The organism is Roseibium sp. JB4-4 (genome assembly GCF_055693425.1).
Window position 1 is genome coordinate 410,356 of record NZ_CM146333.1, and the last position, 23,837, is coordinate 434,192.

Sequence of the window (23,837 nt, forward strand, 5' to 3'; positions counted from 1 at the left end):
AGTGTTGAGCAGGTGCAGGCGATCAGACTGTCTCTCCAGAGTTTCTCTTGTACTGCGGAAGTAGTTGTTTTTTGTTTGAACCAGCAAAAACAGGCATAGAATAACCAAACACAAAACAGGTAGGAGGTAAGTCGACGGGTTAGCCAATCCGCTGGCCAAGAGGGAAAGCAGTGCAACAACAATGCACAGTAAGGGGCCCCAACGTTCCAGAAAAACAAACATACCGCTCGGTTCACCCGCATGGTCAATTGAGCATCTCCGATCGCTCGGAAATGCGCGGTTGATATCGCCGGTTGAAAGTCGAATGTCGGACTAACCGGCGCCCCCCGGTTGGTCTCATAAAGACTACTCAGCCCGATCAAAAATTCGGGTATGAGATCTTCTGATCCTCTGCTGCCTATTCACCATCGGAACGGTCCTGTTCACCGATGAGGTATGAATGGAAGCTGTTGAAGTTCAGCGTCGCGCACTTGAGAATAATCACATGCGTCACAAACACAGCATTTAGGTGGGGAACCGTTAAAACCGTCTAAATTGTAGACTTGGAAACCCAACAGTTTTTGGTTGAAAATTGCGTTGAATTGGCGTCCTCATCCTGCAAGGCTCTGACTGAAATGAGTTTTTTGCTCGATGGCTGACCGGAAGATAAAGTCGGTAGAAATTTTTGGAGCGGCACTCATGAAGATCTGGGAGACTGCCAAGGCTGGATGGTCGGCTTTTGCACTGGTGCTTGCTGTCAGTTTCTTTGGGGCAGCCCTGACCCCTTCCCTGATGCCAAGAGACCCGTTGGTTCAGGCGGCGCTATGTGGTTTCGCAGCGGCTCTTGGGTATGAAACAGTGCTTCTGGTTCGTGCTGTGTGGCGCTATCTGGAATTGCCGGAAATTGTCGGCAGACCGGCTGCCTGGTGGAATTGGGCGGCTCTAACTTCAAGCCTGACCATCATCGCATATTCTTTGACCAAGGCAGCAAGTTGGCAGGATGCGACGCGTGCAGCTATCGGCATGATGCCGCTGGAAAGTGCGGCACCTGTCTATATCTTTCTTGTGGGCTCCATTATTGCCCTTGGCTTGTGGCTGCTGTTCCGGTTGGCGGGCGTTCTTCGCCAATTTGTTGCCTTGCAGTTGGAGCGAATGATACCGCGCCGTCTAGGCGTGGCGTTGTCAGTTGCGATTGTTGGTTGGCTCTTGTGGGCGTTGGTCGATGGAGCTTTGGTCAGAACCCTGTTCAAGGCTGCTGATGCGTCTTTTCTTGCTGCCGACATCCTGATGGAACCAGACGTTGTTCAACCCGAAGACCCCTTGAAAACAGGCAGTTCGGCTTCCCTGGTCAAGTGGACCGAAATCGGGAGACGTGGACGACAGTTCATTGCTACTGCGCCCACGGTCAAGGAGATCTCGGAGTTTCAGAAAGGACCAGTCCAGGATCCCATTCGGGTTTATGTCGGACGCAGATCTGCTGACACTGCGGAAGACCGCGCTGAGCTGGCGCTGGAGGAAATGATCCGTGTCGGTGGCTTCGAGCGGTCGGTGCTGGTGGTAATGGTTCCCGTAGGTACTGGCTGGATGGATCCTGGGGCTCAGGACACTCTGGACTTCATACTTGCCGGCGATGTGGCCACGGTCGCGGTTCAATATTCCTATTTGAGCAGTATGCTGGCGCTTGTTGCACATCCGGATGACGGCGTCGATCAGGCCCGGGCCTTGTTCAATGCCATCTATGACCATTGGACAACGTTGCCCAAGGATCAAAGGCCTAGATTTTATGTACACGGCCTCAGTCAGGGGGCGTTCAACTCTCAGGCGACCCTACCTCTTCTGGACATGCTCCGCGATCCGATTCATGGGGCTTTCTGGGCAGGGTCTCCTTTCTTTTCCAGGTACTGGGCTGAGGTCAGAGATCAACGAAACCCCGGAAGCCCTGCCTGGAGGCCCGACTATGGCAATGGGTCATTGATCCGGGTCATGAACCAATATGGCGGTCTTGAAGGCGATTTCCTGCCTTGGGGCCCGATCCGGGCGGTGTTCTTGAATTACGGCAGCGACCCGATCGTCAATTTCACCTTTGACAGCGCTATCCGCGCGCCTGCATGGCTTGCGGAGCCGAGGGCACCGGATGTTTCAGACAAGCTCTCCTGGTTCCCGATTGTCACCATGTTGCAGTTGGTCTTGGATTCCATGTTCGCGCTCGATATCGAGAGGTTTGGTCATTACTACGTTGCCCCGGACTATATTGACGGATGGGCCGCGGTTCTCGAACCCGAAGGTTGGTCACAAGACCGGGCAGCTGAACTGAAGGAGATCTTTTCTCGCCGCCCTGCACCTTTCTGAAAATGAACCAGTGTGAATTCAGTTGGCATCAAGCAATGCAGACAATCCGCGTTTGAAGTCGTCTTTGGCAGGCTCTGCAGCCTGCAACAGGTCTTCGATCTTGAAGAAATCCATGGTCTTGAAACGACCTATCGGTGGCTCGATCAATAGATCAGGTTTCGAACAAGCCAGTTTTGCCGCGACCAGTGAATGCAGCGTGATCGAAAAGGAGCCGATCCAGGTCTCAATTCCGCTCGGTAACCCCTTGCCCTGATCGAACTCACTGCCGGTGACATCTATTGCGACGGTGAGAAACCCGTCCGCTTCCAGCACATCAAATGGAGTCGGGTTCACGAACCCGCCGTCTATCAAAACTCTTCCATCGATTTCGACTGGGGTCAGCAACATCGGCAATGCTGAAGACGCCGCAATTGCAGGAAGAAGAGCGCCTTCGCTCAACACGACCTGGGACTGGGTATAGAAGTCAGTGGCAATGATCTTCAGCGGAATTTGAAGATCCTCAAATTCCGAGGCAAGGCCTGTCGGAAACACCGTTTCAAAAAGCACAATTGGGTCAATGATGGCGGGACGGACGACATTGAACAACGAAGACCAAGTCCGGCCGTCCTTCAGGAACAGTTTCTGAAACAGTTGGGCCTTGCGCGTGAAGAGGTCGACGGTGATTTCCCTGACTTCCTTACCGCTCATTCCGCTGGCATAAAATCCGCCCAGAATTGCTCCCATGGAGGTGCCGGCGATTTCGACGGGCTGAACGCCAAGTTCATCCATCGCTTCAAGGATTGGAATATGGGCGAAAGCTTTGGCTGCACCTCCACCCAGAGCAAGCGCAAAGGCTTCGGACTTTCGATGGATCTTTTCGGTGGTTCGAGATGAGCTTTCAGCTGTCGCTGCTCCGATGCCCGTCAATGTGCCGGTTCCCGCCGAGACAGCGGCTAGCATCAAATCTCTTCTCTGGATCATGGGGTCACCGGTTGCTTTTTAGCAGTATGATTGTGCTCAGCAAGTGAATTACTTGCAGCGAACAGCGTGCCGAGATACCGGAGAAGGTCAATCGTTTTTAAAAAAACGGGCCGGAAGATATCCTCCGGCCCGATCGCTGTTGTCTTACTGAGGCAGTTTGTCGTCGATACCCTGGACATACCAGTTCATGCCGAGGATCGCGCCGTCGTCCAGCCTGACGCCGTCTTCAGCTGCGACGCTGCCATCCTGCTTGGTGATTGGGCCCGTAAATGGTTCCCAGCCGTCTTTGATTTTCGCCTCTGTGGCTTTTGCCATTTCGACAACGTCCGCTGGAAGGTTTGTGTAAGGCGCCATTACGACGTGGCCTTCCGCAAGGCCTTCCCAGGAGCTGCCGCTTTCCCACTTTCCATCAAGAACGTCTTGTACGCGGTGAATGTAGTAAGGTGCCCAGTCATCGATGATGGCGGTGTATTGCGCGTCCTTGGCGAAGTTGACCATGTCGGACGCCTGACCGAAGCCGTGAACTCCGCGTTCCTGAGCCACTTGAAGCGGTGCTGTGGAATCAGTGTGCTGGGTGATGATGTCAGCACCCTGGTCAATCAGTGCTTTTGCGGCGTCGGCTTCCTTGCCCGGGTCAAACCAGGTGTTCACCCAAACTACCTTCAGTTTGAAATCAGGGTTGACGGACTGAGCGCCCAGAAGGAAGGCGTTGATACCGGATACGACTTCAGGGATCGGGAACGAAGCGATGTAGCCTGCAACACCGGACTTGGACTGCTTTGCGGCGATCTGACCAATGATGTAGCGGCCCTGGTGGAATTTTGAATTATAGGTCGCAACGTTATCGGCGGTCTTGTAACCCGTGGCGTGTTCGAATTTCACGTCCGGAAATTTCTTGGCCACTTTGATGGTCGGGTTCATGTAGCCGAAAGAGGTCGTGAAGATGACGTTGCAGCCTTCCCGCGCGAAACGCTCGATGGCGCGTTCCGCATCAGGACCCTCCGGCACACTTTCAAGATAGGCGGTTTCGACCTTGTCACCGAAATGTTCTTCCACGGCCAACCGGCCCTGATCGTGCTGATAAGACCAGCCGAAATCACCGACTGGACCGACATAGATGAAGCAAGCCTTGACATCGGCCGCTTGAGCCGTTGATCCGGCTGCGGCAAAGGCAAGGGCTGCCACGGTTGCTTTCAATAGAGACTTCATGTGGTTCATTCCCCTCTTGTTTGATCTCTCTGTTTTGCGATCTTGTTGATTGGATTGGGTTCCGATCGCGTTGGATCCCGGAGACCGGATGGCAGAGCTACCGGTCTGGAACGAATGGTTTGCCCAGACAAGCTGGTGTGTTGACAAGTGTCAGTCTGCGGTTTGCGGATATGAGCACAAGCACCAAAATAGTCGCAAGATAAGGCAAGCTCGACAGCAGCTGGGACGGGATGTCCAGCTCGACGGCTTGCGCGTGAAGGTTCAGGACGCTCACTGCTCCGAAAAGGTAGGCGCCGACGACAACGCGCAAGGGCAGCCAGGATGAGAAAACAACCAGGGCCAAAGCTATCCAGCCCCTGCCCGCTGTCATGTTTTCTACCCATTGTGGCGTGTAGGCAAGCGACATATAGGCTCCGGCAAGGCCTGCGCAGGCGCCGCCGAATAGCACGGCGGAGAAGCGGATGCGAATGACAGAGTATCCAAGGGCATGGGCGGAGCCGTGATTGTCACCGACCGCACGCAGCACCAAACCGAGCCTTGTCCGAAACAGGAAATAGGCAACGGCAGCAACGAGTGCGAAACTTATATAGACAATCGCATCCTGCTGGAAAAAGACCGGACCGAAGAAGGGTATCTCCGACAGGATCGGAATATAGAGTTCCGGTATCTTCAAACCAGGGACGCCGATAAAAGCTTCACCGATCATGCCGGAAAACCCGATACCAAGAATTGTCAGCGCCAGGCCTGTTGCAACCTGATTGGTGACCAGGACCAACACCAGAAAGCCGAACAGCGCGGACATGGCCATACCGGCAGCAACTGCCGCAACCACACCCAGAAAGCCCGATCCTGTTTGGTTTGCGACGGCAAAACCGACAACCGCACCCATGATCATCATGCCCTCAACGCCAAGATTGAGAACTCCTGATCTTTCGACGACTAATTCGCCGAGAGCTGCAATCAGGAGCGGTGTTGCAGCGGTGATGACAGTCAAAAGAACGGCTTCAAACATGGGACGCCTCCCCTTGTGAACCATGGCGGGAGACGAAGCGGATCCGATAGAGAATGAGCGTGTCGCATGCGAGAACGAAGAACAACAGCAATCCCTGGATAACGCTCGCTATTTCATTGGTCACTCCCATGGCAGACTGAACGCCTTCTCCGCCGATATAGGAGAGTGCCAAAACAAATCCGGCAATGATGATCCCGATGGGATTCAAACGGCCCAGAAAGGCAACGATGATCGCCGTGAACCCATATCCGGGTGAAATGGAGGGCAGCAACTGGTTCAAGGCGCCCGACACTTCCATCGTACCCGCGAGACCGGCAAGGGCTCCGGCCAGCGCAAAGGAAAAGAGCGTCAACCCTTTGGCGGAAAAGCCCGCAAAACCGCCCGCACGCGGGCTTTCACCCATAACGCGAATTTCAAAACCCTTAAGCGTTTTCGCCAGAACAATCGCCAAGATGATCGCAATCAGGACGGTGATGGGAGCTGACAGGCTCATCGCGCCGCCAAAAACCTCCGGCAAGGTTGCCGCATCGGAGAAAATTCTGGATTCAGGAAAGTTGTATCCGTCGGGGTCACGCCAGGGCCCGCGCACAAGATAGTCGAGTATGAGGCTAGCGACATAAACGAGCATGAGGCTGGTGAGAATTTCATTCGTATTGAAGCGCGTCTTCAAGAGTGCCGGAACAAGCGCCCAGAGAGCACCGCCAATCGCACCGAAGATGAGCATGAGCGGTAACGTTGCTGCGTTTTCGAACGAAGGAAAGAGCACAGGCAAGATCGAGCCGAACAGGGCTCCGATCACGAACTGACCTTCTGCCCCGATGTTCCAATTGTTGGAAAGGTAGCAGACCGATAGTCCGCAAGCGATCAGGATGAGCGGTGTCGCCTTGTCGATGGTGGCTTCAAATGACCATTGCTGTGTTAAAGGCTCAATAAAGAATTTATAGAGAGCAACCAACGGGTTGTGACCGGAAATTGAGAAAATGATTCCGGCGGCAAGTGCGGTTAGCGCCACTGCAATGAGAGGGGACAGCATAGCCATTAGCTGGCTGTGTTCTTTGCGTTTGACCAGCTCAATACGCATCATGCCACCTCCCCTTGGGCTTCCGCGCCGCCTGCCATCAGAAGTCCGACCCTCTCGCGGGTCATGTCCTCTGCCGGTTCTGCTTCAGACAAAAAGCCTCTTGAGATCACTGCAATCCGATCCGCAATTTCAAAGATTTCATCAAGATCCTGGCTGATCACGAGGACCGCGGAACCTTCACGGGCCAAGTCGATAAGGGCCTGGCGAATAAGGGCAGCTGCACCGGCATCCACCCCCCATGTCGGCTGGTTGACCACAAGCACACCGGGTTTGCGGTCAAGCTCACGCCCGACCACAAATTTCTGAAGGTTTCCGCCGGAGAGTGAACGCGCTTCAGGGTCGTCATGCGACATGCGGACATCAAAATTTTGCTTGATCCGTTTTTCCATTTCCCCGGCCTGAGCATTCGAGACGAAGCCGTTGCCAACCAGTTTGTCTCCAGTCGAATGCCTTGTCAGCACGATGTTCTGTGAAAGCTTCATGCCTGGAACAGCGCCATGTCCCAGCCGTTCTTCGGGAACAAACGCGGCGTTCTGCCGTCGCCGCCAGGTGATATTTTTCTTGCCGCAAGCTTTCCCATCGATCTGGACCATTGAGGCCTCGACCGGCATTTCACCTGAAATCGCGTCAAAGAGTTCTCCCTGACCGTTCCCGGCAACGCCGGCAATCGCAACTACCTCGCCTGCCCGCAGATCAAGTGAAATGCTGTTGAGCGCAGTGGCAAATGGTGTTGCAGCCTTCGCGGAAAGACCGTTCAGCCCCAAGCGTACGTCTCCGACTTGTGGCTTCTGTTCACTCGCGCTGACCGACGCAACGTCCGCACCCACCATCATGCTGGCAAGTGATGCAGGTGTTTCTTTGGTTGGGTCGCACTCACGCACCACCTGGCCGTGGCGCAGAATAGTCGCGTGATGGCAAATGCGCTTCACTTCTTCCAGGCGGTGGCTGATGTAAAGGACCGCACAGCCTTCGTTCGCCAGACGATCAAGCGTCAAGAAAAGCTGGTCGGCCTCTTGGGGCGTCAACACAGAAGTTGGCTCATCCATGATAATGAGCTGGGGTTCCTGAAGAAGGCAGCGGACAATCTCGATCCGTTGTCGAATACCGACCGGGAGGTCGGCAACAATGTCTGCCGGGTTGAGCGGCAGACCGTAGTCCCGGGAAACGTTTTCGATCTGTTTGGCAAGTTCGGTCATCCGTCCAGGGTTCGGCAATGCGAGCGCAATGTTTTCAACGACACTCAGGGCTTCAAATAGTGAAAAGTGTTGGAACACCATACCGATACCCAATTCGCGTGCCGCGGCCGGGTTGCCGATGGTGACTGGTGTGCCTTGCCAAAGAATGTCGCCACCGTCGGGTTCCAATGACCCGTAGAACATCTTGACGAGTGTCGACTTTCCAGCACCGTTTTCGCCAAGAAGAGCGTGGATCTCCCCCTTGTTTATGACAAGGTCCACGCGGTCATTGGCCAGGATATCGCCAAACCGTTTCGTAAGCCCGCGAGCGTCCAACAAGGTGTCCTTTCCGGATCTTGGTTGCTGAACCATGCTGTTGCCGTTCTTTGAAAGGCTGTTATCTGACACGCTGTCCCCCAGGCGAATGCCGCTTTATTGACCATGTGGTATATTTTGTGCAAGCCCCTCGCCTGCAGCGGCCTGTTGATGAAGTGCCTCGTCCCGTTCCAGCAGGTCGGCGGCAATACCGGCGGCGATGGTAGCTGGGGCTTTAGACTTTATTGTCGTGCTGCCGATCGGGCAGACCATGTGCGATATCAGCGACGGGGCAATCCCTCTGGATTTAAGCCTCTTTTGAAACCGCACTTTCTTGGTTCTGGATCCGATGACACCACAATAGCCGAAGCGTTGATGAAGCAAAGCACGTGCCATGATCTCTTCATCAAGTGCGTGCGAGTGCGTCATCGCCAGAACAAACGCGCCATCCCTGGCATTTTCCAATGCATTTGCCGGATCGGTCATGGCGATTTTCCGGACATTCGCCGGAACAGCGCCCGGGAACTGATCTGGACGGCCGTCAATCCATGAGACTTCGAAGGGAAGCGGTGCCAGCGCGAGCACAAGCGCCTTTCCAACGTGGCCTGCGCCGAAGAGCACAATAGGACGCCGAACCTGCCCAAAGACTTCGACAAGCTGCTGACTGCCATCCGCGTCTGTTTCAATGGCAAAAGGATACTCAGGTGATTGGTGCGATACCCGCCGATTACCAACGCTCTCGTCGTCAAGAGGTGCCCGGGTTGCAATCATGCCCAGTTCAGTTTCCTGGGCTGCAAGTGTTTCGGACAAGCCCAAGCTTTCTTTGGTCAGAACTTCAATCGTGATCTGTGCTCGGCCGCCACAACATTGGCCAAGATCAGGCCCCAGAGACACGTTTTGCTGGCGGAAAACGGCCATACCTGCCCGAGCGGCCATGGCCGCATTCCGAATTGTCTCGAATTCGAGCGTGCCTCCTCCAATTGTTCCGGAAAACCTCATATCGGGGGCAACAACCATTCTTGCCCCAGCTTCCCTTGGTGCGGAACCGTCAACGCGGGACACGGTAACGAGGGCACAGGCATCGCCTTCTTTCAGGAAACTGGCAATCTGTGCCCAGGTTTTCATCAAGTTGCCCTTCTCCGGCGCATGTCCTGGACGGCTTTCATGATCGCTTCCGGCGTTGCGGGTGCATCGAGAGCCGGAACTTCACCCGGATTGAGACTTGCAACCGCATCTGTGATGGCACAGAAAACCGCGTTTGCCAGCATCACCGGAGGTTCTCCGACCGCCTTGGAACGGTACACGGTTGACTGAGGATTTCCCGACCCTTGATAGAGGTTGACTGTGAAGTCTTCGGGAATGTCGGAAGCTGTCGGGATCTTGTATGTTGAAGGCGCATGAGTTCTAAGGCGACCGGCCTCGTCCCAGATCAGCTCCTCCGTGGTCAGCCAACCCATTCCTTGCACGAACCCACCTTCAATCTGACCAAGGTCTATGGCCGGATTGAGAGAATGACCGACGTCGTGAAGTATATCGACCCGGTCTACGGTCATTTCACCGGTCATGGTGTCGATCGTAACCTCGGCACATGCTCCGCCAAATGCAAAATAATAGAAAGGCCGGCCCGTTGCGCTGTCTCTGTCCCAAGTGATTCCGGGCGTTGCATAAAAGCCTGCATGAGACATCTGGATTCTGGCCATATGGGCCTGTTTGGCAACGTCTGCCAATGGGAAGCTCTGATCTCCGACCAGAACCTTGTTGTCTCCGAAATGTATCGCTTCCTGGCCGCACTGATGTTGCTCACACAAGAATGTGGTGAGCCGGTTCCTGATTTCCTTGGCTGCCAGTTTTGCCGCCATGGCATTCAGGTCCGTGCCCGAAGACGCTGCCGTTGGACCGGTATTGGGAACCTTGGATGTGTTGGTTGCCGTGATGTGAACCTTATCGAGAGTGACACCAAATTCTTCGGCAACGACCTGAGCGACTTTCTGATAGAGACCCTGACCCATTTCCGTGCCGCCGTGGTTCAGATGAATTGAACCGTCGGTATAAAGATGCACCAAGGCTCCGGCCTGATTGAGGTGTTTGAGCGTAAATGAAATGCCGAACTTGACGGGGGTCAGCGCAAGGCCTTTTTTAAGGACCGCGTTTTCGGCATTGAAAGCCGTGATAACCTCCCGCCGATCCCAGTAGTTGGAGCTTTCTTCGAGCTGCGAAATGAGATCATGCATGACCTCGAATTCTTCGACCGGCATGCCAAACGGTGTCAGATTGTGCTCACCGTCATAGAAATTCAGCTTTCGAATTTCCAAGGGATCTTTTCCGACACTGATCGCGATGGCATCGATCATGCGTTCTGCCGCCAACATGCCTTGTGGTCCGCCGAAGCCGCGGAAGGCCGTATTGGAGCACGTGTCGGTACGAAGCCGGCGCGACCTGATCTGCGCGTCTGGGTAAAAGTAGCTCGAATCCGCGTGAAACAGCGTGCGGTCGTTGACACCAAGCGACAGGTCAACCGAATAGCCACAGCGCGACAAGAATTCCATTTCAACGGCCCGGATCTTGCCGGTGCCGTCGTGTCCGACCTTCCAGTCGACCCGGAAATCGTGACGTTTTCCGGTCATGATCATGTCGTCGTCCCGGTCGAGCCGAAGCTTGCAGGCCTTTCCGGTTTTTGAGCTGCGATCGACGCGAGCGCTGCCCATTGGTTGGCCTGTGATTCCTTACCTCCAAAACCGCCGCCCATACGGCGCACCTCAGCGGTAACACGTGCATCCGGTACACCAAGAACCTTTGCTACTGTGTGCTGGATTTCGGTCGGGTGCTGCGTAGAGGAGTAGACCAGCATGCCGCCATCTTCCTGCGGCAGGGCCATCGCCACCTGGCCTTCCAGATAGAAGTGTTCCTGACCGCCAATGCGCATGGATCCGTCCAGAAGCGACGCTGATGCCGTCATGCCTGTTTCCGGAGACCCTCTGCGAAACTGATAGTCCGGCAAGACGGTGGTGTCGGCGTCTTCGGCATCTTCAACCGTCAAAATTGGCGTGATAGGCGAAATTTCGATCTTGGCCAGTAGTGTTGCCCGGCGCGCTGCTTCCCGTGTCGTGGCCACAACCGCAAAAATAACCTGACCAAAGAACAGCACCTCACCCGATGCCAGAACGGGATCATCGCCAAATGCGGAGGAGCAGTCGTTTGTCCCCGGAACATCATCCGCCGTCAGTACCGCAACCACGCCGGGGGCGTTTCGAACGTCTTCCAGGTCAATCGACTGGATGCGCGCCCGTGTTGCTCCCCTTTCCCATCCAGGAACGACATGCAGTGTTCCGGCCGCTTCCGGCATGTCGTCGATATAGGTGGCGGTACCAGAGACATGCTTTTCGGCGCTGTCGTGCGGCAACGCTCTGCGAACTTGTTTCAGCGGCTGCTCCAGGCTGGTCTGGTCAAGCGGCGCGGTCATGACCAGCCTCCCGTCTTGCAAGAACGCGAATGTCTTCCGGTGCAGTTCCGCTGATTTCCATCAGCGCTTTTGCCAACAATGCTCTTGCTGTTTCCATCCGGTATTCAGCACTTGCCCTCATGTCGGTCAGAGGTGTGAAGTCGGACAAGAGTGATTGCATTGCTGTGCCCCAGGTTGACGGGTCCTCGAGGGACACACCCACAAGAGCGGCTTCTGTGTCAAAGGCTCTTTTCGGCGTACCAGCCATCCCGCCATAGGCTACGCGTGCTTCAATGATAGTGGCATCGGGTGCAACTGTTAGTCTGAATGCCCCCATGACTGACGAGATGTCCTGATCAAATCGTTTGGAAATCTTGTAGCAACGGAATGCCTGATTGGCCGAAAGGCGCGGTACGAACAGGCCAGTTACAAATTCTCCGGGCCGCCGGTCCTGTTTGCCGTAGTCGATGAAGAAATCTTCCAGTGGCAATGCGCGCGAACCTTCCGCGGAGTGAAGTTCCAAAGTGGTCCCGAGTGCGATCAAGGCTGGCGGCGTGTCACCGATCGGAGAACCATTGGCGATGTTGCCACCAACAGTGCCGGAGGCGCGAACCTGTTTGGAACCAATTCTCCTCCAGAGCTCGCCAAGATTTGGTGAAAGAGCATTCAACGCGCTTTCAGTCGCCTGGTAGGTTGCTGTAGCGCCGATCAGTACGCCTGAAGGGCTCTCCTCAACCCGATCGAGACCTTCAATCCTGCCAAGCCAGATCATTTTTTTCAGGTCGCGCAGTTGTTTGGTAATCCAAAGGCCAACGTCTGTTGCACCGGAAACAATGGTCGCGTCCGGATGCTGGCCGAATAGCGCGGCAAGGCCGTCAAGCGTTGCGGGTGATGAGAAGAACTGATTGCTGTCGCCCAGGAAAACATCCCGGCTGTCAGCGAGCATCTGGAGGTTTTCGCGCGTTTGCTTGGAACGCCAGGTAAATGCGTCGTCTGCCGCTTCGAAGCATGCTTGAAGGGCCGCATCGATGATCGGGCGGTACCCTGTACAGCGGCAAAGATTTCCGGCCAGCCACTCCGTAACGGTTTTACGAGACTTGTGTTCACCCTCAGCATGGTAAAGCGTGAAAAGTGTCATGATAAAACCGGGTGTGCAGAAGCCGCATTGCGATCCGTGCAAGTCAACCATGGCCCTCTGAACCGGATGCAGACGTTTGTCTTCGATCAGGTCTTCGACGGTTACCAGCTCCGCTCCATCTATCATTCCCAAAAGCTGAATACAGCTGTTGACCGGTTGGTAGACAATACGTCCACCCTGCAAACGACCGAGAGCCACGGTGCAGGCACCACAGTCCCCCTCACCGCACCCTTCTTTAGTGCCGGTTTCCATACGCCGCAGACGGAGATAATCCAACAACGTCTCGCTCGGCCCGACATCGGCTAGTTCGACGACTTGTCCACCTTTTAGGAAGCGAATGGTGTCGCGCATGGTTCAGCTTCCCCTGTAAGTCGAATAACCAAACGGCGATAAAAGAAGCGGCACATGGTAGTGGCCATCGGGTTCCGCCATACCGAAGCGGATTGGAATAACGTCGAGGAAGAGCGGGTCGGCGAGCTGCTGTGTCGTGGATTTCAAATACGCGCCTGCATGAAACCGCAATTCATACGAACCGGTCTTGAACGCCGCTCCTTCAAGAATCGGAGCGTCTACTCGCCCGTCATTGTTTGTTTCGTGCGTCGAGATATGGCGGGGTGTGTCTTCCGCTGTCCAAAGTTCGATTTTCAAACCATTTGCTGGTTTGCCCAGAGCTGTGTCCAGAACATGCGTAGTCAGGCGCCCCATCTAAACCTCTCCTGTCTGCGGTAAAATGCCGCAAAATCCATCAAGAAAAAATGTGCCTTAAAAATGCACCGAACCAAAGCGCTCATTTGAGAGCTTTATGATGCCTATTTGGCATCAATAGTAGGCAAATGATCCTTCAGTGTGAGCACAGCGTGATCGAAGAACATCCCGGGTGCCAAGGCAAGTGCGCGCAGGGAAGAGGTTATCACACAAAGCCGGTCAGCCTGAAGCGGTGCATCCGACAGGGGTTTGAACACGAGAATCCCTGACGCCAAGTCATCTTCACAACCGATCAGGGTTTGGAACCCGATAACCTGCTCTTCACGCGCAAGAGCTCTCATCAACCGCAAAGAATTGGCTTCGACATAAGTTCTTGAAGCGCCGGGTATCCTGTTTCTGACAAGATCTATTCGCGTGCGCAGTGAAAGCCCTTGTGCCGGCAATGCGACAGGATATTTCAGGCACTCCTGCAAACTGAGGGATTTTGACTTAGCAAGCGGGTGATCGGGCGTCATCAACGCGCCAATTCCCAGATCATGTTGGAATGCGATAGAGAGTGCGGATGTTTCCGGCGGATCGAATGTGAAACCGACGTCCGCTTCCGCGGCCTCGACTTTCCTGGCAGCCTCGTGAGAAGACGATACGGATACGTTTACATGAATTCCCGGATAGCTCTTTCGGAAACTGCTGATCAGCGCGGGCAGCAGTTTTTCAGCAACGCTTTCAACGCTTGCTATGGAAACGGTGCCGCGCCGCAGACCCTTCAAGGCATCAAGTTCGGCAACGGTTCCTTCGAAGTCCGAATAGGTGCGGCGAATGTGGGCCAGAAGAACTTCGCCTGCCTGAGACAGTTTCAATCGTCGACCGACCCGGTCGAACAGCTGCAATCCTAGCGCTTCTTCAAGCCAGAGAATTTGCCGATTGACCGCCGAAGAAGCGACATTGAGTTCCCGTGACGCCGCCCGCATGGAGCCAGCTTCGGCGACCGCCAAAAAGTAGCGCATCGCCGGACTGTATAGGTTCCTGGATAGATCTTGTGCCCTAACCGATCGCATGAATGCTGATATGCCTCAAGGGACCAGAACGGTGGTCCCGGTGGTTTTTCTGCCTTCCAGATCCTGATGGGCCTGGACCGCGTCAGCAAGCCGATATTCCTGGTTGACGTTTATCTTGACGATACCTTTTTGAACCACTTCAAAAAGCTCACCTGCCGTCGCTTCCAAGGCTTCTCGGGTAGCGATGTAGTTAAAGAGCGTCGGCCTTGTTGCGAAAAGCGAGCCCTTTTGAGCCAATAGACCAAGATTGAAATCTGTAATCGGACCGGAAGACTGTCCAAAGCTGACCCACAGCCCGCGCGACTTCAAACAGTCAAGAGAGCCGGGATACGTGTCCTTGCCCACAGAATCGTAGACAACATCACAGCCCTTCCCGTCAGTGATCTCCTGAACACGTTCAACAAAATTCTGAGTGCGGTAGTTGATCATGTGCTGGTAGCCATGATCTTTGGCCAGTGCGATCTTTTCGTCCGACCCTGCAGTCCCTATGACGGTTGCACCAAGGTGGGCAGCCCATTGCCCGGCGATCAGGCCGACGCCGCCTGCGGCTGCGTGGAAAAGAAGTACCGTGTTGCTGTCAACCTTAAAGGTCTGGCGCAAAAGATACTGCGCCGTCATGCCCTTGAGCATCATTCCGGCGGCTGTCTTCTCATCAATGCCTTCCGGCAGGACAACCAGCTTGTCTGCGGGCAACACTCTTTCCTGTGCATAGGCGCCAATTGGACCGACATAGGCCACACGATCACCGGGACGGAGATGGTTTACGCCTTCGCCAACGCTTTGAACGATCCCCGCACCTTCATTGCCCGGACTGAACGGTGTTCCATCAGGCGATGGATAAAGACCTGACCGGAAATATGTATCGATGAAATTCAAGCCAATTGCAGTCTGTCTGATGCGGGCCTCTCCAGCTCCCGGTTCTCCGACCTCGACATGTTCCCAGCGCATGACTTCGGGACCACCTGTTTCGTGAATGCAGATCGCTTGAACCATTTTAGAACCTCAGCGTTCAGGCCGGTCAGCACAGTTGGCATCGCGGCGGTTGTCTTTTTGGGGAACCTTAGTGACTGGGATGGTATCGGGAAAGACCTTAGGCACATAGCAACTGATCGGCGTTTTGCCGGCCAGTAAGATTTGCGAACGGATCAATTGATAGACGAACAACAAGTGCTCATCCTGAACAGTTCAATCGACCCGGTCGAGCACCTGCTGAACTGCGGAAACGAAGAACAGGTAAATGCTGGCAGCAGTAAAAAGCATTGCCATCGGGGCGTTCAAGGTCATGTTGTCCAAAATGGCAAGCGCCGCCAGACCCATCCACAGGAGTGTCACCGGGAGCGTCAGCGCACGCCAGCGTCGCACACGTACCGGATGAACGAAACGGACCGGCGCGAATGTCAAAGCGCAGCAAAGCAAGATAAATCCGATGGTGAAGCCTTCTGACGGAGAGAGAACCATCAACCCGAAGATGACCATGTTCCATCCGGCAGGGAACCCTTTGAAGGATCCATCCGGCGTTTTCATTCCGTTGTCAGCGAAATAAAGCGCTCCTGTGAAGACGATCAAACCGCCGCAAATCCAGTTCCAGGGCTGCGACAACATCAAGCTCCAGGAGAGCGCGAACGCAGGCAGAAAAACGTAGGTTGCGTAATCGATGACAAAATCAAGGGAAGCGCCAGACCAGCGGGGCAGCTTTTCAGCTATGTTAAATCGACGAGCGAGTGGGCCATCGATCCCGTCGATAAAGAAGGCCAAGCCCAGCCATGCGAACATTTCCGCCCAGTTTCCCTGGGCCCCGGCCAAGAGTGCTACCAGGGCAATGGGCGCACCGGACGCCGTCAGGATATGAATCAGAAACAGGGCCGGTTCGGCTCTGTCTTTACCTGTCGGAATGTCCGTCACGCGAAGTCCTCACTCCAATCCAGGGTGAATTAGGCTGACAGCGGTCGGACTGGATCAATTGTTGGAATAACCTGTCACTACGCTGGAGCGGTTGGAAACCTTTATTGCAATCGTATGACAGTGTGAACCGAAAAAACAGCCCCAGCTCACTTTCATTGCCAATCTTGATGTCGTCAAAGGTTTTGGTTTCAGGCAGCTTTGCCTCCAAGAAGGATGGCGGTGGTCAAGAATGCTGCCCACACCAGGAAGAAAACACCCAGAAGATATGGAAAGACGCGGTTCGGGAATGTTTTTTCCAAGGCCATCACCGCACCCAGCACTGCGATCCATATGACGTTCATAAGGCCGACCGCAAACATCACTGTCATCACCGCCCAGCAACAACCAAGGCAGGCCCAGCCCTGGGCAACGCCCTCTTTCATGCCGGTTGCAATGCGGTTGCCCACAGTCGACTCAGCAAAGACCCAGCGTGGATACCAGCAACGCACGAGGCACGCCTTTTTGGCAGGTGTGAATTGGTAGAGCCCTGCGGCGAAAAGGACGCTTGTGGTCAACGCAAGCGTCGCCGGTGCCATCATGTCACTGACTGCACCTATCTTGAATAGCAACAATTGGGCTGACGTTGCCAATGCCGCATAGCCGAGCCAGACAAGCACATAGCCTATCGATGCACTGATGACGGCAGGAGCCGGATTGGTCTTAAAGTTTGTTTCTTGGCCCAACTTGAAGTGATAGGCCCTCAGCATGGGAATTGCACTTGGCAACATCATTGCGAGCGCCATCATGGCCCACATTACGAAGATCTTCAGAACGTCTACTGCAGCCATCGCGGGGCCTGGCATTCCGAACGTGGCGCCCGCTGGTAGACAAAGGACAGCGAGAGCGGCTCTTGCGTCTGCAGACAGACCCTTGAACAGATTGAATTGGTTCAGCAATCCCATTCCGGGACCAGCTTCGGTCATGTCCATCACGGGGACCATGTCAGCAACCATGGCAACCAGATATGCCCAACCGGATAGCGTTAGAAGCGCAACGAACAACAAAACCATTGGCCAGCCGCGCGGAAATCCACTGTCCATCTGAGTGTAGCTGGCCGTGGTCAATGGCACTGTCACTTCCTTTAATCCGCTGATCTTGCCTTGCCGCAAGCCTGCTAATTTGCCACCTGCTTGGTCAGAATGGATAGCAGCACTTTGATGCGAAGAATTTGATTTCGCTCACAAGGACAACATATGCTGAAAACTCGGTTCGCGGTATCAAACAGCCTGCGTAACTTCGTCCCGTTGAATTTCTTTTGTCTGCGGTCGATCTTAAGCCAACCCTTTTCACGCGAGCCTGGATCATGCCGAAAACAAATTTGTCCCAGATCTTTGACATAGCGATTGTAGGCGGTGGACCGTCAGGACGGATTGCTGCGCTGACATTGGCGCAAAATGGCTTTTCATGCGCTCTTGTAGCTCCACGATCAACGCAAAAGGATGGGCGCACAACCGCTCTTTGGCAAAAGTCCATCGAGTTGTTGCAAGAAATCGGTGTCTGGCACGAGCTTGCCGACACTGCTTGCGAGCTTAAAAAGATGCGTATGATTGACGACACAGGTCGGCTCATTCGTGCGCCGGAAGTTGTATTTGACAGTGCTGAACTCGGAATGGAAGTCTTTGGTTTCAATATCTTGAACCACGAACTTAACAATGTTCTTGAGAAACAATGTGAAGCGCACAGCAACGTTGCCGAATTGGATGACAGCGTTGCTCAAGTTGAATACGGAGACGAAACTGCACTTTTGACTACAAACTCCAGGCAAGCCATTGAGGCAAAGTTGGTTGTCGCTGCAGACGGGCGGAATTCCGTCCTTAGAGAAACCGCCGGGATCCAGGTTCGCCGGTGGTCTTATCCTCAGGTCGCCGTTGTGTTGAACCTAGAGCACCGTTTGCCGCATCAGCACATTTCAACTGAATTTCATACATCAACCGGTCCATACACGCTTGTTCCACTGCCTGGCAGGCAATCCTCGCTCGTTTGCGTCGAAACGGCGGAAGGAGCTGAAACCCTTCTTTCACTTGATACCCATGAGTTGGAGCTTGAGCTGGAGCGGCGCGCGCACTCCATCCTGGGACGTTTCACCTTGGCTTCGAAACCGCAGAGCTTTCCTTTGTCCGGACTTACGGCGCAGACATTGGTCAAAGACAGACTGGCGCTTGTTGGAGAAACAGCGCATGTCTTCCCGCCGATTGGGGCGCAAGGCCTAAACCTTTCGCTGCGGGACGTCATGGACCTTTCCGGTGTCCTCTTGTCTGCACGCATGAAACATCAGGATCTTGGACGCGATGCGGTGCTCAAGGCATATGAAACAAAGCGTGTCAGAGATATTCGTTCGCGCACCAGTGCAGTTGATGCACTGAACCGATCTCTTTTAACGGATTTCCTGCCAGTTCAGGCTGCACGAAGTGTAAGTATGCATTTGGCCGAACGTGTTGGACCATTCCGCCGCATGCTCATGCGAGAGGGGCTAGCGCCAGGATCTGCCTTCAGGTTCGGTCGTTAGCAGAAGTCAAACCGATCACGGCGAAGGTGCTTTCCGTTTGTTTTTGCTGGCGTGGTATGTGAGTGCCATAAGCATCATCTGCCGAAGTTCGTCTTCCGGCATCTTAGCATCCAGTCGAAAATGAACGCTGCGATTTCCGCCGAACGTCATGTTTGGAAAGAGCCCGCGCCATTCCGATACAAGTGAAGACTGGCAATTGACATAAAGTGCGTAGTCACCTGAATCCGAAGTATCCCGGTCGATACGAACAGTGGTTCCTGACTTCGGACGAACTGTCAGATAGCTGGGCTGTCCCCATTTCAGTGTTTCTTCGAGCGTACCGACGGCTTCGCTGGACTTGGCGGTTTCGGCAATGAGGGCTCTCAATCTCAGAATTGCAGCCCTCACCTCTTCTGGATAGCGATCTATGACCGCCAGGACATCCGGGTTGTCTTTCATTTCATTCACCGATGTTGTCCAGCTTGATCAAGTTGGCAAAAGTCCCGTCGTAATCGCCCAAATGAAGAAAGTGACGGTCACAATGGAAATTGCGGTTCCTATCAGTACGAAACTGGAGGCTCTTTGAACATAGGTTCCATATTGTTGCGCAATCACGAAAACATTCGTTGCTGGCGGCAGGCACGACATGAGCACAGCTGTGGCAACCCAGCTCGGGTCGAAGCCACCCAGAAAACTCAGCAGCAAGAAAATCAGAACCGGATGCAAAACCAGTTTTATGGCCAATACAACCGGCAATTCCAGCGGAATTCTGCCAACTGGGCGAAGCGCAATGCTCACCCCCATTGCGAACAATGCGCAGGGTGCTGCCGCATTACTGAGGTATCGCAACAGTGTATCAACCGCTTGAGGAGGGCGAAATTCCAACGCTGCGGCCAACACGCCAGCGATGGTGGCCAGAATGAACGGATGGGTGAAAATGCGTGTGCCGATTTGCTTCAGTGTTCCCAGAAAACTGTCGTTTTCGGTGCCTGCAAGTGCCATCAGGAGCGGGGCCAAGATGAACATCAGAGCATTGTCGAATGCCAATATCAGTGCTGTAGGCACGGTTGCCTGTTCACCAAGAACGGCAAGTGTCAGGCCCGGCCCCATGTAACCCACGTTCGAATACGCTCCGGCGATGCCGAGAATGGTGGATTCGCCAATATTTCCGCGAGTTGCCAATACGCCAATACAGAACGAAATTGCGAAGACGATGTAGGTTGTGAAGGTTGTGGCAGCGACGAATGAGACGTTTGCCAACTGTTCGAAAGGTGTCTCCGACAAAAGACGAAAAAACAAGGCGGGCAAGGCGAGATAGACGACGAAAAAATTCATCCAGCTCAACCCAGCTTCGGGCAAGTTGCGCAACTTGCCTGCGCCGAAACCAAGGAGAATCAGACCGAAAAACGGCAAGGCAAGTGAAACGACGTCCTGCATTCAACTTCCAGAGTTCGATAGACTGTGACGGTTCATACTGGGCAATAGTCGGAAGGCGCTTGCATCTTGCGCCTGGCTTGGCTAGGACGCGTGACTTAAAGGTCAATACGTTGACCCGCATTCCAATCAGGTCTGAAACCACATCGCAAGGTCACATTCAAGCGGACCTGATTGGGACAAGCCCTCTTCCAATTAAAGAGGTGCAAAAAACGAGAGCACTTGTCCGAAATGTCACGGAAGAAAAGACAGCGCAATCATCCCAAGCTGACGGCTTTTCAGAATTGGGTCGAAGGTCTCGCCCTTCATGCCGCGATTTGGGTGTTTCGACTCATTCCGGTCGATGTTGCGTCTTTCGTTATGGGCACGGCCTGGCGCCGGCTCGCTCCTTTGAATGCAAGGCATAAGCGTGCGCTTCGGCATCTGGAAAAGGCGTTTCCGGAAATGTCGCCAGAAGAGCGTGAAAGAATTGTTCGTGGCATGTGGGAAAACCTAGGACGGGTCGCGGCAGAAACGTTCCATATCGACCGGCTTTTGCGCAAGAAAAACCGGTTTGAAGCGGACGCCGACGACGAGACGCAAGAGCTGCTGAAAGGCGGCAAGGCATGTATGTTCGTTTCGCTTCACAGCGCAAACTGGGAGCTGTGTGTCCAGCCTGCTGTCCAAAATGGACTTTCAATTACGGGAATTTATCAGGCTCTCCGAAATCCGGAGGCTGACAAGGCGTTGCGGGCCCTCAGACGGGACCTCTATAAAGGAGGCCTGCTTTCCAAAAGCCACCAGACAGCGCGTAAAATACTTGCAACGCTCAAATCGGGTGGTGTCGTCGCCATGATGGGAGATTTGCGGGAAACAAGAGGCATACAAGTGCCGTTTTTCGGACAATTGGCTTATGCCAATCCTGTTCCGGCATCGCTTGCACGCTCCTGCAATGTTCCAATCGTCCTTGGAAGAGTTGTCCGAAAGAAGGGCGTTCACTTTCGTGTCGAAGGTCGGGCTATACATGTCCCGGTTACTGACAACCGGCAGGCCGATATCGAGGCAGCAACCGCACAGATCCATGCGGTATTTGAGGATTGGATTCGCGAATATCCCGATCAGTGGATGTGGATCCACAAGAAATGGGCGCCTCCCGGCAAAACCTCTGCTCAAAAACAGGCGCGCAAAGCTGCGATTGCCAAGCTCGATATGGGTTGATCGTCTGATTGAGCCTTTCGCCTTTCGGGGGATGGTTGCAGCGCAGCATTGGCGTTATAGCTATCACCCAAACAGGTGGAGGATGCCGACACATGAAGACCCCAAGCGCATTTTATCAACCGCTTGCAATTGGCGCGCCGTTGCCGTTCAGAGAATTGCCAATCAGCCTTGAGCGAATGATACACTTCGTCCCGCCGCACGTTGAAAAGATGCGTGCGAAAGTTCCTGACTTGATCAACAAGGTCGATGTCGTACTTGGGAATTTGGAAGATGCCATCCCTGCGGACGCTAAAACTGATGCCCGCAATGGCTTCATACAGCTCGCGAAAGACAACGACTTCGGTTCAACGGGGTTATGGACGCGTGTCAATTGTCTGAACAGCCCATGGTTTTTGGACGACCTTTTGGAAATTGTTCCTGCCGTTGGCGATAAGCTTGATGTCGTTATGCTGCCTAAGGTCGAAGGCCCTTGGGACGTCCACTATCTGGATCAGCTGCTGGCTCAGCTCGAAGCAAAGTCCGGTCTTGCCAGGCCAATCATGATCCATGCCATTCTCGAGACGGCAGAAGGCGTAAAAAACGTTGAGGCAATTGCCGCTGCCAGCCCGAGAATGCATGGCATGAGCCTGGGTCCGGCAGATCTGGCGGCTTCACGCGGTATGAAAACAACGCGTGTCGGTGGCGGTCATCCCGATTATGCGGTCCTGGCCGATCCAGAGGAAACGGGCAATTCACGGACAGCCTACCAGCAGGATTTGTGGCACTACACTGTTGGCAAGATGGTCGATGCCTGCCTGTCCTATGGATTGAAACCCTTCTATGGCCCCTTCGGCGATTTCTCCGATGCTCAAGCCTGCGAAAGCCAGTTTCGAAATGCATTCCTGATGGGATGTTTGGGCGCTTGGTCCCTTCACCCGTCCCAGATTGATATTGCCAAGAAGGTGTTCTCTCCCGATCCGGCTGAAGTCGCATTTGCAAAGAAGATTCTAGATGCGATGCCAGACGGCACGGGTGCGGTCATGATTGATGGTAAGATGCAAGACGATGCCACATGGAAACAAGCAAAGGTGATTGTAGATTTGGCGGAACTTGTGTCATCGAAGGACAGTGAGCTTGCTGAAATCTATGGTCTTTAGACTTTCGCAAGGCTCGATGTCTAAGGTTTAATGTCACAACGCTTGCAAGCAGGCTGCTGACACGGTATCCCGGCATTGCATGCAGTAGGCGGACGAGTAACCATGCGGACGGCAAAATTCAGAATTGGACAGGTCGTTCGACACCGGATCTATCCCTTCAGGGGCGTAATATTCGATGTCGACCCAACGTTCAGCAACACGGAAGAATGGTGGAACGCAATTCCAGAGGACGTGCGTCCGCAGCGCGACCAGCCGTTCTATCACCTGCTTGCTGAGAACGAAGAGACTGAATACGTCGCCTATGTGAGCGAGCAAAATCTCGAACCTGACATGACCGGTGAACCGGTGCGGCACCCTCAGGTGGAAGAGATATTTGAGGAACAGACCGACGGTTCCTATTTGCCGCGAAGCGTCGAGATCCACTAAACAGATTTATGTCATTGTGAAATGACAAGAAAAAGGCCGGAACGATTGTTCCGGCCTTTGTGCATTCATGCAGAAGCTTGTGGCTATTCGCTGGCTTTTTGAGCGTCAATCAGCTTCTGACGTGCCTCGTCAGCGCGTTTTTGCAGCTCGCTTTGCAATTCTTCCTGACGTTCTTGCAGTTCTGCAATGTTCATCGGATCACCGTCATAGACCTTGGTGAAACCGATCAGCGTCATTTTGAAGACGATTTCCTTGGCCTGCTGGTTGTAAGGTGCAACCCTCATTTCGCCGCCCTGCTTCATGGCGTTGATGAAAGTCTCATCGATAGCAAGTTCAGCATAGCAGGCGTTGGGTGCACAGATGCTGTATTTGCCTTGCACGGGCTTGCTGTCGTCAATTTGAATGCGCAAGCCCGGCTGAATAAGAACACCTGTCGGAACGGCAACAAGCAGTTTCTTGCGTGCTTCGCCTTCCGTTTCCTGAATAGCGATGTTGCTCAGGAATTGGCCTGTGTTGGTGCGCAGTTCAATCGAGATGAAGCAGATTTCCTTCTGCGTCTTCGGATTGGTGTTACACGCCTTCGTCCAAGGGCTATTTTCTTCCTGGGCGATTGCGGGAGCACCTGCAAAAGAAGACACAGCCAGGAACGCTCCTGCAGCGCATCCAAACAAGCCTCTTTTCAAAACACTCTTCATCGAAACGTCCTCAATCGTGCGTGTGCGAAACTTTCGCGTTGTTCTGAGGCATTCCGGATGTAACCGCAAGACCTGATAGAACATTTGATCCTTGAAAACATGGTAA

Annotated in this window: 20 protein-coding genes and 1 pseudogene; 5 read left to right on the forward strand and 16 right to left on the reverse strand. The window is 54.0% G+C overall.

The annotated features are described in order from the left end of the window. The first annotated feature begins 678 nt into the window (after positions 1 to 678). Complete coding sequence (locus ACZ1HV_RS01920) at positions 679 to 2,328, forward strand: alpha/beta hydrolase (protein WP_472717155.1); 1,650 nt, start codon at positions 679 to 681, stop codon at positions 2,326 to 2,328. Positions 2,329 to 2,346: 18 nt separating this feature from the next. Here ACZ1HV_RS01920 and ACZ1HV_RS01925 read toward each other — a convergent pair whose 3' ends face one another. From ACZ1HV_RS01925 to ACZ1HV_RS01985, 13 genes and pseudogenes are all read right to left on the reverse strand, one after another. Beyond that, a complete protein-coding gene (locus tag ACZ1HV_RS01925; protein WP_472717156.1) occupies positions 2,347 to 3,288 on the reverse strand; it encodes a patatin-like phospholipase family protein in 942 nt (313 codons plus the stop codon). A gap of 144 nt (positions 3,289 to 3,432) precedes the next feature. Further along, positions 3,433 to 4,497 (reverse strand): BMP family ABC transporter substrate-binding protein, encoded by a 1,065-nt coding sequence (locus ACZ1HV_RS01930; RefSeq protein ID WP_298815545.1) that lies wholly within the window; start codon positions 4,495 to 4,497, stop codon positions 3,433 to 3,435. A 97-nt stretch (positions 4,498 to 4,594) separates the two neighbouring features. Next, complete coding sequence (locus ACZ1HV_RS01935; RefSeq protein WP_298981779.1) at positions 4,595 to 5,509, reverse strand: ABC transporter permease; 915 nt, start codon at positions 5,507 to 5,509, stop codon at positions 4,595 to 4,597. Further along, the gene (locus ACZ1HV_RS01940) at positions 5,502 to 6,590 is read right to left on the reverse strand and encodes an ABC transporter permease (protein ID WP_298815567.1); all 1,089 of its coding nucleotides are present in this window, start codon (positions 6,588 to 6,590) and stop codon (positions 5,502 to 5,504) included. Before ACZ1HV_RS01940 ends, ACZ1HV_RS01935 begins: the two co-directional genes overlap by 8 nt. After that, complete coding sequence (locus ACZ1HV_RS01945) at positions 6,590 to 8,137, reverse strand: ABC transporter ATP-binding protein (RefSeq protein WP_472718390.1); 1,548 nt, start codon at positions 8,135 to 8,137, stop codon at positions 6,590 to 6,592. The genes ACZ1HV_RS01940 and ACZ1HV_RS01945 overlap by 1 nt, the downstream gene beginning before the upstream one ends. A gap of 60 nt (positions 8,138 to 8,197) precedes the next feature. Then, on the reverse strand, positions 8,198 to 9,205 hold the full coding sequence (gene xdhC, locus ACZ1HV_RS01950; protein WP_472717157.1) for a xanthine dehydrogenase accessory protein XdhC: 1,008 nt from the start codon (positions 9,203 to 9,205) through the stop codon (positions 8,198 to 8,200). Then, positions 9,205 to 11,540 (reverse strand): annotated as a pseudogene (gene xdhB / locus ACZ1HV_RS01955) (xanthine dehydrogenase molybdopterin binding subunit). Before xdhB ends, xdhC begins: the two are co-directional and overlap by 1 nt. After that, on the reverse strand, positions 11,524 to 13,008 hold the full coding sequence (gene xdhA / locus ACZ1HV_RS01960; RefSeq protein WP_472717158.1) for a xanthine dehydrogenase small subunit: 1,485 nt from the start codon (positions 13,006 to 13,008) through the stop codon (positions 11,524 to 11,526). The pseudogene xdhB and the gene xdhA overlap by 17 nt, the downstream one beginning before the upstream one ends. 3 nt (positions 13,009 to 13,011) lie before the next feature. Continuing rightward, positions 13,012 to 13,362, reverse strand: a complete 351-nt coding sequence (gene uraH, locus ACZ1HV_RS01965; RefSeq protein ID WP_298815532.1) for a hydroxyisourate hydrolase — start codon at positions 13,360 to 13,362, stop codon at positions 13,012 to 13,014. 104 nt (positions 13,363 to 13,466) lie between these two features. Continuing rightward, complete coding sequence (locus ACZ1HV_RS01970; protein ID WP_298815530.1) at positions 13,467 to 14,366, reverse strand: LysR family transcriptional regulator; 900 nt, start codon at positions 14,364 to 14,366, stop codon at positions 13,467 to 13,469. A gap of 66 nt (positions 14,367 to 14,432) precedes the next feature. Then, a complete protein-coding gene (locus ACZ1HV_RS01975) occupies positions 14,433 to 15,410 on the reverse strand; it encodes a quinone oxidoreductase family protein (RefSeq protein ID WP_298815528.1) in 978 nt (325 codons plus the stop codon). A gap of 192 nt (positions 15,411 to 15,602) precedes the next feature. Next, the gene (locus ACZ1HV_RS01980; RefSeq protein WP_298963027.1) at positions 15,603 to 16,319 is read right to left on the reverse strand and encodes a CDP-alcohol phosphatidyltransferase family protein; all 717 of its coding nucleotides are present in this window, start codon (positions 16,317 to 16,319) and stop codon (positions 15,603 to 15,605) included. A gap of 188 nt (positions 16,320 to 16,507) precedes the next feature. Continuing rightward, positions 16,508 to 17,428 carry a DUF2182 domain-containing protein gene (locus tag ACZ1HV_RS01985; RefSeq protein ID WP_472717159.1) on the reverse strand — a complete coding sequence of 307 codons (921 nt, stop codon included), beginning with the start codon at positions 17,426 to 17,428 and terminating at the stop codon, positions 16,508 to 16,510. A gap of 233 nt (positions 17,429 to 17,661) precedes the next feature. On the opposite strand from ACZ1HV_RS01985, the gene ACZ1HV_RS01990 reads away from it, so the two are divergent. Further along, positions 17,662 to 18,864, forward strand: a complete 1,203-nt coding sequence (locus ACZ1HV_RS01990) for a UbiH/UbiF family hydroxylase (RefSeq protein ID WP_472717160.1) — start codon at positions 17,662 to 17,664, stop codon at positions 18,862 to 18,864. Positions 18,865 to 18,879: 15 nt separating this feature from the next. Here the strand turns inward: ACZ1HV_RS01990 and ACZ1HV_RS01995 are convergent, their stop codons facing one another. Both ACZ1HV_RS01995 and ACZ1HV_RS02000 read right to left on the reverse strand, forming a co-directional pair. Then, complete coding sequence (locus ACZ1HV_RS01995) at positions 18,880 to 19,302, reverse strand: DUF1801 domain-containing protein (RefSeq protein ID WP_298963021.1); 423 nt, start codon at positions 19,300 to 19,302, stop codon at positions 18,880 to 18,882. Between the two features lie 27 nt (positions 19,303 to 19,329). Then, positions 19,330 to 20,280 (reverse strand): AEC family transporter, encoded by a 951-nt coding sequence (locus ACZ1HV_RS02000; RefSeq protein ID WP_298815520.1) that lies wholly within the window; start codon positions 20,278 to 20,280, stop codon positions 19,330 to 19,332. A 228-nt stretch (positions 20,281 to 20,508) separates the two neighbouring features. On the opposite strand from ACZ1HV_RS02000, the gene ACZ1HV_RS02005 reads away from it, so the two are divergent. The 3 genes from ACZ1HV_RS02005 to hspQ all read left to right on the forward strand — a co-directional run bounded on the left by ACZ1HV_RS02005 (position 20,509) and on the right by hspQ (position 23,036). After that, positions 20,509 to 21,474 carry a lysophospholipid acyltransferase family protein gene (locus ACZ1HV_RS02005; protein ID WP_472717161.1) on the forward strand — a complete coding sequence of 322 codons (966 nt, stop codon included), beginning with the start codon at positions 20,509 to 20,511 and terminating at the stop codon, positions 21,472 to 21,474. Between the two features lie 92 nt (positions 21,475 to 21,566). Further along, entirely contained in the window at positions 21,567 to 22,610 is a 1,044-nt protein-coding gene (locus ACZ1HV_RS02010; RefSeq protein WP_472717162.1) for an HpcH/HpaI aldolase/citrate lyase family protein, read from the forward strand. Between the two features lie 102 nt (positions 22,611 to 22,712). Continuing rightward, positions 22,713 to 23,036 carry a heat shock protein HspQ gene (gene hspQ / locus ACZ1HV_RS02015; protein WP_152501751.1) on the forward strand — a complete coding sequence of 108 codons (324 nt, stop codon included), beginning with the start codon at positions 22,713 to 22,715 and terminating at the stop codon, positions 23,034 to 23,036. Between the two features lie 83 nt (positions 23,037 to 23,119). Here hspQ and ACZ1HV_RS02020 read toward each other — a convergent pair whose 3' ends face one another. Beyond that, a complete protein-coding gene (locus tag ACZ1HV_RS02020) occupies positions 23,120 to 23,731 on the reverse strand; it encodes an invasion associated locus B family protein (RefSeq protein WP_298815514.1) in 612 nt (203 codons plus the stop codon). Between the last annotated feature and the right edge of the window lie 106 nt (positions 23,732 to 23,837).